Annotated in this window: 7 protein-coding genes and 1 pseudogene; 5 read left to right on the plus strand and 3 right to left on the minus strand. The window is 57.1% G+C overall.

Features of this window, described 5'->3' with window-relative positions; all coding sequences use genetic code 11:
* Nucleotides 1-2: 2 nt before the first annotated feature.
* Nucleotides 3-1,094 (minus strand): helix-turn-helix transcriptional regulator, encoded by a 1,092-nt coding sequence (locus tag U4Y91_RS22340; protein WP_321806897.1) that lies wholly within the window; start codon nucleotides 1,092-1,094, stop codon nucleotides 3-5.
* A gap of 954 nt (nucleotides 1,095-2,048) precedes the next feature.
* Here U4Y91_RS22340 and U4Y91_RS22345 point away from each other — a divergent pair.
* Entirely contained in the window at nucleotides 2,049-9,770 is a 7,722-nt protein-coding gene (locus U4Y91_RS22345) for a CHC2 zinc finger domain-containing protein (RefSeq protein WP_321806898.1), read from the plus strand.
* Nucleotides 9,771-9,872: 102 nt separating this feature from the next.
* Here U4Y91_RS22345 and U4Y91_RS22350 read toward each other — a convergent pair.
* A pseudogene (locus U4Y91_RS22350) lies at nucleotides 9,873-10,162 on the minus strand (transposase); the annotation flags it as partial.
* A 674-nt stretch (nucleotides 10,163-10,836) separates the two neighbouring features.
* Between U4Y91_RS22350 and U4Y91_RS22355 the strand changes: the two are divergent.
* Complete coding sequence (locus U4Y91_RS22355; protein WP_044846844.1) at nucleotides 10,837-11,055, plus strand: hypothetical protein; 219 nt, start codon at nucleotides 10,837-10,839, stop codon at nucleotides 11,053-11,055.
* Nucleotides 11,056-11,141: 86 nt separating this feature from the next.
* On the opposite strand, the gene U4Y91_RS22360 is transcribed toward U4Y91_RS22355, so the two are convergent.
* Nucleotides 11,142-11,759: a hypothetical protein gene (locus tag U4Y91_RS22360; protein WP_415750485.1), complete on the minus strand. Its 618-nt coding sequence runs from the start codon at nucleotides 11,757-11,759 to the stop codon at nucleotides 11,142-11,144.
* A 26-nt stretch (nucleotides 11,760-11,785) separates the two neighbouring features.
* Here U4Y91_RS22360 and U4Y91_RS22365 point away from each other — a divergent pair, with 26 nt between their 5' ends.
* From U4Y91_RS22365 to livH, 3 genes are all read left to right on the plus strand, one after another.
* Nucleotides 11,786-12,043, plus strand: a complete 258-nt coding sequence (locus U4Y91_RS22365) for a hypothetical protein (RefSeq protein WP_321806900.1) — start codon at nucleotides 11,786-11,788, stop codon at nucleotides 12,041-12,043.
* A 528-nt stretch (nucleotides 12,044-12,571) separates the two neighbouring features.
* On the plus strand, nucleotides 12,572-13,690 hold the full coding sequence (locus tag U4Y91_RS22370; protein WP_044846845.1) for a branched-chain amino acid ABC transporter substrate-binding protein: 1,119 nt from the start codon (nucleotides 12,572-12,574) through the stop codon (nucleotides 13,688-13,690).
* 185 nt (nucleotides 13,691-13,875) lie between these two features.
* Nucleotides 13,876-14,802, plus strand: a complete 927-nt coding sequence (livH, locus tag U4Y91_RS22375) for a high-affinity branched-chain amino acid ABC transporter permease LivH (protein WP_321798579.1) — start codon at nucleotides 13,876-13,878, stop codon at nucleotides 14,800-14,802.
* Nucleotides 14,803-14,809 lie beyond the last annotated feature (7 nt).

Here is a 14,809-nt window from a genome sequence, read left to right on the forward strand (position 1 = left end):
CGTCACGTCTGCATGACCAGCGACGTCAACTGCGCCGCCCGAGTCACTTCCGTCTTCGCATAGATCGACTTGATCTGCGAGCGGATCGTGCCGATCGACACGCCGCGCAGTTCGGCGCATTCCTGCGGCGAGCGTCCGTCGCAGCACAGCAGCACCGCGAGATCGGCTTCGGCCGACGACAGTCCGTAGAACACGCGCAGCCGCTGCGCGCGTGCCGCCGGCGAACGCAGGTCGGCTGCCGTCATCAATGCCGCGACGCCGGGCCGCTCGCGCACGAGGCGTGACTGTTCGGGCACCGGCATCAGCGCAAGCGGCAGCGGTTCGCCCGTCGCACGGCGCAGCAACAGCCCACCGCGCGCGAACGCGTGCCGCCATTGCGTATCGTCGACGCAGCCTTCCGGCGCGAAGCGCCCGTTCACGATTCGCAGCGCAGGTTCCGCCGCGATCAGTTGATCGGCTGCGCGATTCGTATAGCGGAGTTCGCGTTGCGCGCCGAGTAAGAACACCGGCACCGGAAGCGCATCGAGCGCCGATTCCGCGGCGGCCACGCGTGCTTCGAGTTCGCCGATGCGTGCCTCGATCCGCAATGCGCGGCTGATGTGTGCGCCCATGCTTTCGATCGCGACACGCTGTGCGTCCGACAGGCCCTGCGATTCGGGGCCGCTCTGTACGCTGAGGAATGCGCCGGTGTGCTCGCCGCGATGGATATACAGGCCGGCGATGCTGCCGATCCCGTATGGCCTCAGGAATTCCTGGTAGAACACGCAGTGTTCGCGCTGCGGGCGGGACAGTTGCTTGACGTCCTCGAACCAGCGACCAGTCGGCCAGTTGCCGGCGATCGGCACGACCGGGTCATACAGATAGAACTCGGTGTTGTATGCGCGGCGGCAATCGGCAACCCACGGTTCGTCGTCGCCCGCAGCCCGGTCGATGACCGGCACTCCCGCCGTATCGTCGAACGACAGCAGCGTGGCCATGCGCACGCCTACCGACGATCGCAAGCCGTCGAGCACGACTTCCCATCTCTGATCGCCCAGTGCTGCGGCGTAGATGTCATCGAGCAATGCCGATGGAATCAACTCGTTCCGTTGCATTTGGCTACCCCGCGCGATGCGTTCTTTTTGACAGCCTTTCGGGCATCTTACTCATTCTCGCGTTGGGTTCAATATGAGTAGGCACTTTCAGTCGGAAAGATGTTGCTTTTGGGGGCGTTTCTCGTCAGACGTAATGGCGATTTACAATATTCTTGCGCGACTTTTCTGCATTCAGGACAAGGGTGCGATATCGCCAGACGATTCCAACATTGACCTTTTCATCTCCTAGATATCGTCGCGCAAACGCCGGCCGGGAAGGTTTTGATGATCGTCAACTATCCGTGCGCGTTTCGCGCTGTTCAGAAAGCGCGCTAGTTTGCGCATGCAGAAACGGACAGTGGAATGTCTCGGTACGGCCATGAAGCGACATCTGTCCGCGGAGACGCCATGACATTCGGGAGGCAGTTCTACCTCGCAAGCGGTCACTCGAATACCAAAAGTTAGCATCCTCTTATCGGCCGTGCCGACGTTTATGTGTTACCGTCTGAAAAGCGGCTTCAGATCGAACTTCAGCCATTCTTACACTTGCGCGAACACGAACGCCCGCTCCCGCTGCGAACGGATGTGTGCTCTCAACCGGTGCGGACCTTCGCTCAGCCACGTGGGACAACCATCACGGTCGCAGCGGAACAGGCAGGGTCTACTGCTGCTGGGTCGACTATCTGCAAGCCACATGGCTGAGGCCACGGACTCTATAAATGCTACGCCAAAAGGAGCGCGATCTAGCAACCAAGTGTGATTCTAAAGCATTGGCTCAGCCAACAAGTCGTCCCATGACGGGTAGTCTTTTGATTTTCACCGAGTTTTACCCAACCTATAGCCGCTTGGATGACGATGCCGCCGGGCTACCAATTGTTGATAGACTGACGGCCTGGGTTCGGACAGAGTGCTAGAGTTGCAAACCCTTTGTATCGAAGCCAAAAAGCCGCAAACCCTCCGTATAGAATATTAAAAATGAGCCCCAAGAAACCCGGAAGCGAAATTCGCCGTCTAATTGAACAACTGGCTGACACAATTCATATTGACGATCTCGCCGAGCGGCTGGGAATTCCGGTAAAGCGAGTAAGCGGTCGTTCATATGCGCAATGCATATTCCATAACGACACCAATCCATCGATGGCGCTGTATCCGGGCACATCGCGAGACAAGGCACACTACCACTGTTTTGTCTGCAACGCTCACGGCGATATCTTCGAACTAGTCAAACAGTCGAAAGGATTGGACTTTGTGGAGGCGGTGCGTTGGCTGGCGTCGTCCTATGGATTAGCGTCGCCGGCACTCGCGAGCGGTGTATCGTCAAGAAAATCGCAGAAAACAATAGGTCGAGCAACCGTCGAATTGATGTCCGAAAATTCCGGTGTTCTCGAGCGCGTCCTCGGGGTATACAGGCAGAAAGATACGAAGGCACTTGAGGCGTGGTTAAAGGCTCGCGCGCTGCCTAAAGAAGTCGCCGCTGCGGCGGAGTTGGGATTTGCCGCCCCGGCGACGCTTGTGAATTATGTTGAAAACGGCCGTTCGGATTTCGGCGCGTTCAGGGAACTACTTGGTCAATTGCAAAGCGCAGGTCTAATACGTCCTGAAAGAAAGAAGTCAGATGCCGTCGCTGCGGAGACTTATCTAAATCTCGGAGGGCAGTATAGGGATTTCTTTAACGATGGCCGGGTTATCTTTCCGATAAGAGACGCTTCAGGGCAAATGTTAGGTTTTGCGGGAAGAAGCCTAAATGAGTCGCCAGCGCCAAAGTATCTCTATTCACCGAATCTACCTAAATCGCAGGTGCTCTATCGAGCAAATTTCGCGCTTGCCAAAATCAAAGCCGACTTAGCCGATGGTGCCAAGCCGGTCGTGTACGTTTGCGAAGGACTGGTCGATGCTTTGCGACTCGAGAGTATTGGCTTATCCGCCGTCGCAGTTCTTGGCGCGCGCATGTCGGACGCTCAAGCTCGAATTCTAATCGATTTCGCTGGTACGTTGCCCGATATGGCTCCCTTGCAGGTCCGATTCTTCCTGGACCAAGATGGGGCAGGTTTGAAAGGGGCTGCAGCATCCATTCAAACTGTTCTCAAACTTGATAAAGACGTGCGCCTCGAGTTAGGGTTCGTCTGGCCGCTGGGCAGTCAATCGACCCATTCACAATCGTTTCCAATTAAGGATCCGGACGATTTACTCAGAATGTTCGATGCGCCAGAGTCAGCAATTGCATATCTTGACCGCTCCACTCACCCGGTCGCGGTAGCATTTCTGGCTGAGCGACTCAGGGTTTCCCCGATAGACATTCTCGAAGATGACCGCTGGGAGACTATTCCTCTTGGAGCGAAGTATCGCCTAGCGGTACTCTTTGAGAGCTTGGCGGGTGGTCTTGTCGATCGCGTCCTGACAACGGGAGCGGCACATTCTGATTCATATGGCAGGTGGCATCAAGATGTCTGGCGATTTATTCAGAATCCGGCTCCTGCACGTGTTGGGCTACCGATCCAGTCCGCGGAAGAAATCGCCCTGCATCTGAATATCGCGCGTGAGCTCGCTCAGGCGGGCGCAAACAAAGGCGAGGTACTCTCAGATATAGCGGCATGGAGGCGCGTATCACTTGCCGCCACAGCGTTTAACGAAGGCCTCATAACGCGCCTCCAGCAGGTCCAGTTCCAACCAATCGAGCCTTTCGACGCCGTTTTCGTGTCGAGAGGATTTGGCAAGGATGAGGAGCGCCTCAAGGCAATGCCATGTCTTGAGGATTTGATTGTGCAGCAATACTTAATGAATGAGCTGCTCACGGAGCGCCTAGACGACGGTTCCGAGTTAAAATTTAGCAATCATATTCCGGCTGTTCGTTACTACCGCTCAATTGATCACGTGCGCACAACGGGCGAATCAGGAGGAACTGAACATAGCGAGACGCTGAGTTTTGCGTACCAAGTCGACATGGATGCGCTAGAAGGCCGCTCTCCTCCTAGCGAGGGCGGAATGTTTCGTCCATATTTTGAGTGCTGGCGCGGCTTCATCTCTTCGCTGCTGAAGCAGGGACGAGCGATGAGTCAGGTTCATATGGTCCGTCTAGATTTGAAGAGGTACTACGATCGTATAACGCGTATCGTCGCTAAAGACATTTTAAGTAGCAGCATTGAGTCCGCGTACAAAAGCTTGGGAGATAGTCACGAGGCTTTCGCTCCGCTCCTCCGCCCTAAGGCACTACAAGCCGAGCGTCAACACGCTGCTATCGATTTTCTCCTGGACCAAAGCTTCGGATTTTACTACTACCATCCGAACACCGGGCACCCGATAGCGTCCGATTGGGAGAAAGGCATACCACAGGGGCCGGTGCTGTCCGCGTGGCTCGGGAATATTATTCTCTTCAAGCTTGACGCTGTGATGCGTGCAAAGCTACAGGAGCTGAATAGCGATCAAGTGGTTCGGGCTGGTTATGCGAGATATGTCGATGACGTGGTAATTTTGGCTGAAAATCAAGGAATACTCGATGTTCTGAGAGCTGCCGCTGAAGATGTCACTCGCACTCTGCAACTTGAATTAATCTCGAAAGAAAACTTCGCACCGATGTCGTCTGCGGAATTTTCACGGCATTTAACCGCGGGCCGTGCACTACCGGCCTATGGCCCGCGAGAAGAGGCGCTACTTCTTGAATCTGGTGATGGCGACGCCGGCTGGGGTATGTGGCAGACGGAAGGTCCACGCCGGCAAACGTCGTTGGAGCTTCTTCGGGATTCTCGACTGTACGCCATGCCGGCCGACACGGTTCTAGATCAAGTTTACACGGCACTGAGGGCTGATGATTTACGACCGGCGGAACTTGGGAAAGCTTCGCGTTGGTTGTGGTACCAAGCTGCGCTGTCATTCAAGGAGATGCAATATAGTGCGAAAGATGTCATTGCGCGCTACTGGAAGCTTTGGAGTACTGTAACTTCTGGCGCGCCTTTCACACTAGATGTACGAGTCCCTTGGGATGATCCGGCATTTCATGCGATCGAGGGATTAGAAAATCTGTTCGAGAGGGCAAATCGTGTCGAATTTGGTTTGACGCCAGAAGAATCAATTGAACGGACAAGATGTATCGCCGGACTGGCGTGTGTAGCACGCTCTCTGGAATTCGCGCGCATGTTTGAACAAACCAATCGCGAAGATGCGCCCCCGGGATGGGGACACGGGACGGCGCGCTTGCGTCGAATGTTCTTCCAGCGAGTCATCTGCATGCGCTGGAAGGCCGCGTGTTTGACCGATGATGCTCCGATGGCTGATTCTCGTGTCGAAACAGCCCAGATTTTGCTCCGTCATCTTGGCGACCCGCTGCGCGCTTCGCTGCGGCGATCACTTATTACCGATGCGGAAACTTGGAGGACTGGTACAACCGGTGTCGCAGTAACCTCTAGCGGTCAATTGGAACTCAATGTGTTGAGCGACGGCTTTCAATGGATCCATCGAGCAATCGCAGCGCTAGCATCGGAAACTGATTTTTCAGACGTGGATCCGCTATCAGGGTTTGAAAGCGACCTCGAAAGGATGGAGCGGTGGCTGAGGGATGACAGAGCGGCGCATTTTTCGGTCGCGCATGATAGGTTTCTTCCGTTGCTGCGTGGTCTATTGCCGAATGACGATGATCCGTTCAGCACGCAGCAAAGGCACGACGGAGAGACTACGTTGCTCTCTCTCCAGACGCTTGCGGCTATTGCGCCAAGACAGCATCTGGCAAAGTTGCTATCAAGACGAGGACACTTACTACAGGGAGGCGGAGAAAAGCTCCCTCTTCCACCTTTGCCAGGCGTGCCTGCGAGAGGGCTACTGCTCATTTCTCATGCTGAGAGAGATGGCAATTGGGTAAAAATCTCGACCTTATGGTGGGTTACGCCCCAACGAGAAGACGAGGAAATGCTGCTTCCGAGCTTCCGCCTTGCCTCCGCGAACGGAACAGTTGAAGACATCGCGCTTGATTGGCAGGAAGTCCAAGGGGTGGATGGACTTCAGATGTTTAGCGCCCCATGGGCCGGCGACAACTCGCCTGCTTACGCGCTGTTGCAACCTCCCGCGTTGTCAATAACCACCCGCAGTTTGACGTGGATCGCGGACGCGTACGAGTCGATCGCAAAGTTAAATAATATTGTCGAGCAGGATATGTCGATAGACGGTGCCGAATTTGTGCCGGCTTGGCCATATTTGGTAGTCAACTTGCGTCCCGAGATTCCCGGTGAAACTTCACTGAAGCTAACTCTACTCTCGCCGCGCTATCCGCGATCTTCGCTTGATGGCCTAGCATTCGTGCGTAGCGGCGCGCGGGGCTTGCAGACGTACGACGTGCCAGAACTATATGGTCGGCATTGGCGAGCCGGAGTTTTTCTGTCCGATTTATTTGGGTTTCGAAGCGATCTCGACCAGTACGCTTCATTGAACCCACTTGCTCTTGGTCGTCACGACACCGCTGACAGTCTCGAACCTGCCGCGCATCTTCTTCGGAACGTCCTTCGTAAGTTGCGGGGAGCATACGTAAACGGACGTGTACTCCAATCCCCGCCAGGACGAGATTACATTCCGGCATCTGTCGCTCGATCACTTGACTTGTTACGAAAATTCCCAGTTGATGGGGAATACCACAGCGCGATGGCCTATGTGCTTTCTAGCGAAGCCGAGACGGCTGGAATGCGCTCACGCCTCGCGACTGACATATCGCTCGATTGTCCTGGCATCGCGGGAGCCTTCTTCGAGCAAGTCGCTATGCGCGTCGTCAGCCGGATACAGCTAGGCTGGCTGAGTCAACCCTCTGAGTCGGATACTGTCAACACACTGTCGACGAATCGTACTCTCCCGCGGGCATACTGGTCTTTAGCCGATAGGTTGTCGTCGTTACGTTCGACCATTGAGAGTACCGAAGAGCAAGATCGAAGCTTCACGGTACTGGTCTCAGGATTGCGGCTTGCCGCCATATCGGCGTGGTTACGTGAGTTGACGTTTGCGGTGGAGGCCCTCCCAAGGAAGGAAGAATGGCCGCTACCCCTCGATGGTGAAGTCGCCGAAGTCTGGCAAATTGAAGAGCGAGGTTTTCTTTTTGATCGGCCTGATGGATCCGTCAGCGCTCTTACCGAGTTCTTCCAAAAAAATATAGCCGAAGGGGCCTCGGAGCGGGCATTCGCAAGCATTAGTCCACTCGGTTGGCTGGTTTTGTTGGCGGGAAGAATTGGACTGATCAACGGATTAATGAGAAGACCGTTGATAAGCGAATGGAGCACTAGCCAATTTGATCGCGCAAAAGTGTTGGCAACAAGCCTTGCGGCGATTGCGTCTGCGACTGTTGAAGATGGGGACGGTGTCCATCCCGACTGGCCGTTTGAATGTGATCGCGCAGCTGTGCTTTCGCAATGGGCGACACCTTCGTTTGCTTTGAGCGCAGTCATCGTCGGCGAGTTCGAGGTGAATATCGGCCTCAATCATACTTCTCGGGTAGTCGGGCCGTGGAGACTTGATCCTGCGGATCGCAGCTTCACCGATTCAGTCGGAGGCAAGTGGGGCGTCGCACCTTGGCAGATTCTCTTGGGCGGAGGGGCAAAGCCAGAGCGGGTTACGATAGGCAGGCGAATTCTCAGCGTCTGGGATGAAACACGAGACGCTGACGGAAACCTTTTACTCGTCGCCGCGCGCGATGCGCGGCTTGGTAGATTGCTAAACGAGGAGGCTTTCGCTCATCAAGACTCACAAGGCGACGTTTCGTCGGACACGCTAGATAACGTTTCCGAAACGGCTGGCCGCGGTGTATTTGAGACCGATATTCATGCGACCGACAAGACGTCTGAAATAGGTAGCCAAGCCGACGACGCGCAAGAATCGCATTCGTCGCTCAATGAGCTACGCGAAACCAATGATACGTTGCGGGGATCCAGGGAAACCTCCACTCCCTCCGGTTCATCGTCATTGGGTGAACGGACTGATTGGCGAACGCTGCAGCAGAACACTTGGCAGTTGAGGCAGGCGAAGTCACTTGGACACGTACGCATCGCTCTGATGCAGTGGGAACTCCATGAGACCTATCATCATTCTGCAATTGATGCGGACAAATGGGACGAGAAATGGCCGCCAAGAAGAAAACCGGTCGCGGGAGTGTCTAAGTCACTTTTACCTTTTGAAGCGAGTGCAATCGAATACCGTCGCAGACAATTTCTCGCTGAGGCACTAACCGCATGCGAAAGCTTCAAGGTGGATCTTCTAGTACTCCCGGAGTACTCGGTCAGACCTGATACGGTGGGTTGGCTGAAAAACCAGCTGCAGCTAAGGACGGGGGCGCCCTCCATATTGGCCGGCACGTACAAGTTACACGGCAGATCGTCGGATTTGAACTTCGAAAAAGTATATCGGGAGATTCTCGGTTTACCCGAATATCAGAAGACGTTTGAGTCGTCGTCTGTCGTCACGAAGGGAAGTAGCGGCGATTACATTTCTGGTGAACACAGTGCGGTGCTAACCATGCTATCGCCTTTGGAGTTGAAGAGCGGTGAGCGAATCGTCTGTACCTTCTCGCGGCGAAAGAAGTATCCATCCCTCGCCGCCGCTGAAGTCTTTAACCCTCCGATGGAACCATTGGCTCCGCTCTTTTCTAGTTCAGGGCTGTTGCACGAATTGGAGCGTCGTTCTAAAGGCGGGCTTCGTTCTGCCACTGCAGAGGCGGTATCGGCCGCAGAAATACTCCATTACATCGAAAAACTGCGACATCTGGAATGTTTCGCAGAATTTGTTTGCTCAGAGCTGTTTTTGCCGATGAGCCTTGCCAACCATCAAACGCTCGCTGTAGAGTTTCACAAATTAGCTCGCCGATTCGGTTCAAGAATTGACGAAGATCTCGCGATGAAGCAAGTGCAAGCCGACATAGAGGGCGTCGCGAAGTTTCTGGGTATCTCCGATAAAACAGGGACGATGAAGAGGCGCTCAATTCTGCTTGTACCGGCGATGACAACTAGATCGGCCGACTATTGGATATTCGGCCAAGCTGCTTTGCTCGCCGGCGGGGCGACGACTGTCTTTTGCAACGCCGTCGATAGTCATTCGGTCGGGGGAAGTTGCTTCATCGGGCGAAATAGTTGGAATGGGGGCGAGCACAACGTCCACAGCGACACAAACATAACTCCTTATGCAGGGTGGTCAAAGGGTATTTACTACAACGGTCGTTCCGACGCTCTTGGCAATAATGAGCAGGCGATGGTTATCGCCGACGTTGACCCGCTATTTATGCATGAAGGCAAGCCAAGACCACAGGCGCTGGCTAATCCGCTTCAGCTAGTTGCTTACTTGCCTATTGTAGAAGTTGACGAAAAAGAATCGCCAAAATTCAGATCTGACTTGCAGGCTAGACTAGCGCCTCTGGTTCCGTCGCAAATCAGGAGCCGTATCATTGAGCCGACAGTTCGGGGTATCAGGGAATTAAAGGAATGCATTTCGGTGCAACTTGCGGCTAGAGACAAGTGCACCGATCCGAAAAAAAGCTTAGCGAGGCCTTTCAACGAGCGCTTTAGCCATTGGGAGAACTATTGGAATACAAATGTCTTCGTTGGAATGCCGCCGGCGCTTGTGGACTGGCTATGGGTGGAGAGCTCACCAGCCACTCAAGCATCACCGGGAGTCGAAATCTTTGTTCCAGGGTACTCAAATGACGATCTGTCGTCGATGCCAACCGATCACTCTTTCCGATAACGCGCGACCTTTCTGGAAATAGGGGTTGAGCCCGGCATAGAAGCCGGGCTTTCAAAAGGCATCCGATTCATTTGTCGCGATCGTTCCAGCTGTCCGTGGAAGGACAGCGTCGCGCTTGGCCTGCGGGCTTGCTACTTTCGAGCCAGCAGGTCCTTCGGCGCGGCGTTGTCGAGCATCGATTCAGCCAACAGACGTTTGAGCTTGCTGTTCTCCTGCTCCAGTTCCTTCAGGCGCTGCGCTTCGGAGACCGTCATCCCGCCGAACTTCGCTTTCCAGTTGTAGTAAGTCGCTTCCGAGATGCCGTACTTGCGGCACAGCTCCGCCGGCTTCAAGCCAGCCTCGGCTTCCTTCAAGATGCCGATGATCTGTTCTTCGGTGAATCGCTTTTTCATTGCCGTTCCTCTCTGGAACGGACTCTACACCGTCACCGTACTAAACGCGGGGAGCAGGTCAAAAGTCCTCGCAGACCAACGAACGGTCGGTGGCGATGCCCTTCCCGAATGAATTCGCCCTCCGAACGTGCCGCTCGGTCTGCGAAGGTCTGGTATGGGTCGGTTGTTGCCTGTGGAGGCTGCAGAAAACGAACGTTTCCAGCGAGCAACTTCTTCATGTCGGGAAGTCGGAAGAGGAGCAGCAGTCGCTTCTGTATCGAACTGTGCTTGTACCGCGAGTGAAGCCAATTCATTCGAACTGTTTCGAATGATCGCGTCCCAAGGCCGATCGACGTTCGCGTCGATTAGCTTTTCCTTCCGCATCTGCGCATGCGATGGCGCGGCGCACGCAGGCGAAATTACGTACCTATGCCTAACGGCTAACGTTCGCGCGAGCCGCAAATATTGAGCGTTAGCGATGGTCTAATAGGCAATGTCCAGTGATGATCGCGCGTGCATCGCGCGCGCGAATGGACACAACGTAACCGGTAGGCCCTATCGAAACATTGCTTTCATCGGGGCAAAAACCAAGGAGGAATCCAGACCACAAAAATACCGCAGTAAACGAGCGCGGGCCGCAAGTGCTACCAACACTCACGACCCGCTAACCACAGCCAACTGAACAGGAGTTGCCCATGGCTAAGCCGAATCATAAAGCACGACCACCGAAGACGGAACGTTTCGTCACGATCCAGGAAATGTGGGGTACCCCGAAAACGGATATCAAGCCGGAGAAGTTCTACCCGTACATGAAGATTGGTGGAATGTGGCTGATTGAAGATGCGTGTTTCGTACCCGGCCAGAAGGCGCGGATCGATATTGAGCCTGGCAGGTTGATCATCACGAAACTGTAAAAGGCAACGCCGCAAGACGCGGCCGCGCTGCGCGACGTCGCGCAGCGCGCCGGGCAGGCTAGCCGCCATCTGCCGCCCCCAACGCATCACCAGCCGATATTGCACGACGACCGCGATGTTCCCGCGCCACCAGTAGCCGTGCAATGCGTACCGGCGCCGTTGTCGTAGAACGTCCGGGTCTCCGGTTGCGGCACCGACGGATCAAACGGATTCGGCGTACCGTGCGGCCCGCGCGCGGCATCGTAAGTCCGCGTCGGCGTATACGAGCCGCCGCTGCCCACAGGTCGCGATCCATTCGCCCGCAGGTATTCGTTCCAGTTCTGCGCGCGCTGTTCGTATCCGGGCAAAGCGCGCCCGAGGCTGTCGCTCCCACCCGCGCCGAGCGCAACGCGATTCGCGGGCAATATGAAATCGGATTCGTGTACGGACGGAGTGTGCGATTCGAGCGTATCGCCTGACACACGCACCGGCCGCGTATCAGGCGTTTCGAACGGGCTGCGTTCAGCCGGCGCAGCGTACTTTCCGCGCCGGGTTACGCGTGCCGAGCGCCCCTCATCGCGAGCCACGGCCCGACGTTCCGAACGAAACACGTTGGCACCGCCCGAACGATCGACCAGCGAATCGCGGCCAGAGGCGTCGACGGTAGAAACAGAAAGCGCACAAGCAAGCGCGGCAGCGGTAGAAAGATGGAAGGGATGATTCATATGCGATCCGAAGCAGGTGATGTGCATTGAAAAACGGCAGATCACTGGCTGGCGAGACTGAACGACGGACGGGCGTTGAAGCGGCCCTGAAGCGACGGCGAAGCGCGGCGGGTGCGGTTCGCGGGGAGGCTGGCTTGATTGCAGAGGCGAGTTCGCATTATTTCACAAAAATAACAATCAGCTTTCGTGAATGCAGCAAACGTCAGCATATGGAAGGATTGGCCGGTGCAATCCGCCACCTCGCGTTGGTGCGCGCCAACGCAATCGTCAGTCGATTGATTTAAAAAGCACCGACCCCCAAAAACAAAAAATCGTGTAATCCACGACCATAGATCGCCGCCAAGCCCCGCCCATCAAGGCCAAACGCGACAACCCCACCCAAAATCGCAACCCAATTGCACCCACCGCAAACGTTCTCCACCTACCCGAGTTGCTCCCAAATCGCCACCTCGCCTCACCCCAGTTTCTCCGTGTTTTCCCTCATAGAAGCGGCATTTTTGACAGACGATTTAAAAACCCCCATATAATTTCGACTGCCTTGCCAACGGCTGTCGGACCATCCCTCCGAACAAGCAGTTGGCAAGCGGGGCAGGCGAAACGCTTGCGCAATGCAAGACGCATCACGATGTCTTTCCGAACCAGACGTCCCCCTTGGGGGACTGCAAGAGCCGGGCCCCGCTACGCAACATCCATCCGCAGGTCCGTCTTCATGTGTCTCGGGCGTGTCCCATGTCCTCGCCCCGGGTGCTGTTCGATTGCGCAAGTCATGCCGCCTTTGCCCGTATGACTAAACAACATCGAGGAGCTCCCAGATGACGCTGTCCCGTCTTACGTCCATTTCCGTCGCCGCCGTGCTGTTCGCCGCCGGCGCCGCCGCCGCGCAAGCGGAAACCGTGAAGATCGCCATCGCTGGTCCGATGAGCGGCTCGGTCGCCCAATACGGCGACATGGTGAAGGCCGGCGCGCTGACCGCGATCGAACAGATCAACGCGGCAGGCGGCGCGGGCGGCAACAAGTTCGAAGTCGTGCAGATGGACGACGCATGCGAACCGAAGCAGGCCGTCGCCGTCGCCAACAAGATCGTCAGCCAGAAGATCAAGTACGTGATCGGCCACGTGTGCTCGGGTTCGACGATTCCCGCCTCCGACATCTACGAGAACGAAGGCATCGTGATGGTCACGCCGTCGGCCACCGCGCCGCAGCTGACGGAAGGCAAGAAGCGCCACTTCATCTTCCGCACGATCGGCCGTGACGACCAGCAAGGCCCGGCCGCCGCGCACTACATCATCAACAACGTGAAGCCGAAGAAGGTCGCGATCCTGCACGACAAGCAGTCGTACGGCCAGGGCATCGCGTCGTCGGTGAAGAAGGACCTCGAAGGCGCGAAGATCCCGGTCGTGCTGTTCGAAGGCATCAACGCCGGCGATTCGGACTACTCGGCGATCATCACGAAGCTGAAGTCGCAAGGCGTCGACTTCGTCTACTTCGGCGGCTACCACCCGGAAATGGGCCTGCTGATGCGCCAGGCGCGCGAGCAGGGCGTGAAGGCGACGTTCATGGGCCCTGAAGGCGTGGGCAACAAGGACGTGACGGCGATCGCCGGCCCGGCTTCGGAAGGCATGCTCGTCACGCTGCCGGCCGACTTCTCGGCCGACCCGGCCAACGCGGCGCTCGTGAAGGCGTTCGCGGACAAGAAGCGCGACCCGAACGGCCCGTTCCAGATGCCGTCGTACGCAGCGGTGAAGATCATCGCCGACGCGATCGCCGGCGCGAAGACGACCGACCCGACCAAGGTCGCCGCGTACATGCACAAGACGACGTTCGACACGCCGATCGGCAAGGTCGCGTATGACGCCCAGGGCGACCTGAAGGCGTTCAAGTTCGTCGTCTACACGTGGCACAAGGACGCGACGAAGACCGCCGCCAAGTAATCCGGCGTACCCGCCCGCGCGCCCGCCCTGTCCGAGACCCGGACGGGGCGGGCGTGCATTCGCGCCGCGCATGACCGCATTGCGCGGCCGACGGGCGGCCCGAGACGACACCGTGCGTTGCGCGCGGCCGAACGCCGTGATCCGGCGCCGGCATGCGACCCAGCGCCAACGGGAGCTTCCCGCACATGACTGACTTCTTTCCTCAATTCGCCCAGCAACTGGTCAACGGCCTGACGCTGGGTGCGATCTATGCGCTGATCGCCATCGGCTACTCGATGGTCTACGGCATCATCGGCATGATCAACTTCGCCCACGGCGAGATCTACATGATCGGCGCCTACGTGGGCCTCGTGACCCTCACCGCCATCGGCATCTCCGCCGGCTATCCGCTGCCGCTCGTGCTCGGCGCCGCACTGATCGTGTCGGTGCTCGTCACCGGCCTGTACGGCTTCGCGGTCGAGCGCGTCGCGTATCGCCCGCTGCGCGGCGGCCCGCGCCTCGTGCCGCTGATCTCCGCGATCGGCATGTCGATCTTCCTGCAGAACTACGTGCAGATCGGCCAGGGCGCGCGCGACGTGTCCGTGCCGGTGCTGATCTCCGGCGCATTCGACATCCATCTCGGCGGCGATTACGACGTGACGATTCCGTATGCGCGTCTGCTGATCGTCTGCGTGACGATCGTGCTGATGATCGCGCTCACGCTGTTCATCTCGCATTCGCGGATGGGCCGTGCGTGCCGCGCCTGCGCCGAAGATATGAAGATGGCGAACCTGCTCGGCATCGACACGAACCGCGTGATCTCGTTCACGTTCGTGCTCGGCGCGATGCTGGCGGCCGTCGGCGGCGTGCTGATCGGGCTGACGATCGGCAAGCTGAATCCGTACATCGGCTTCGTCGCGGGCATCAAGGCGTTCACCGCCGCGGTGCTGGGCGGGATCGGCAGCATCCCGGGCGCGATGCTCGGCGGCGTGCTGCTGGGCCTCGCCGAAACCTTCGCCGCAGGCTACATGCCGGCCGAGTACAAGGACGTGGTCGCGTTCGGCCTGCTCGTGCTGATCCTGCTCTTCCGCCCGACCGGCCTGCTCGGCAAGTCGGACATCGAAAAGGTCTGAGGGAGAC

Origin of the sequence: Burkholderia sp. BCC1993, assembly GCF_905339865.1 — a bacterium.
Lineage (GTDB): Bacteria > Pseudomonadota > Gammaproteobacteria > Burkholderiales > Burkholderiaceae > Burkholderia.

Excerpts from the sequence above, each read along its gene's own strand:
- U4Y91_RS22345 (WP_321806898.1), top strand. The coding sequence starts at position 2,049 with ATGAGCCCCAAGAAACCCGGAAGCGAAATTCGCCGTCTAATTGAACAA.
- U4Y91_RS22340 (WP_321806897.1), bottom strand. The coding sequence starts at position 1,094 with ATGCAACGGAACGAGTTGATTCCATCGGCATTGCTCGATGACATCTAC.
- U4Y91_RS22360 (WP_415750485.1), bottom strand. The coding sequence starts at position 11,759 with ATGAATCATCCCTTCCATCTTTCTACCGCTGCCGCGCTTGCTTGTGCG.
- U4Y91_RS22355 (WP_044846844.1), top strand. The coding sequence starts at position 10,837 with ATGGCTAAGCCGAATCATAAAGCACGACCACCGAAGACGGAACGTTTC.
- livH (WP_321798579.1), top strand. The coding sequence starts at position 13,876 with ATGACTGACTTCTTTCCTCAATTCGCCCAGCAACTGGTCAACGGCCTG.
- U4Y91_RS22370 (WP_044846845.1), top strand. The coding sequence starts at position 12,572 with ATGACGCTGTCCCGTCTTACGTCCATTTCCGTCGCCGCCGTGCTGTTC.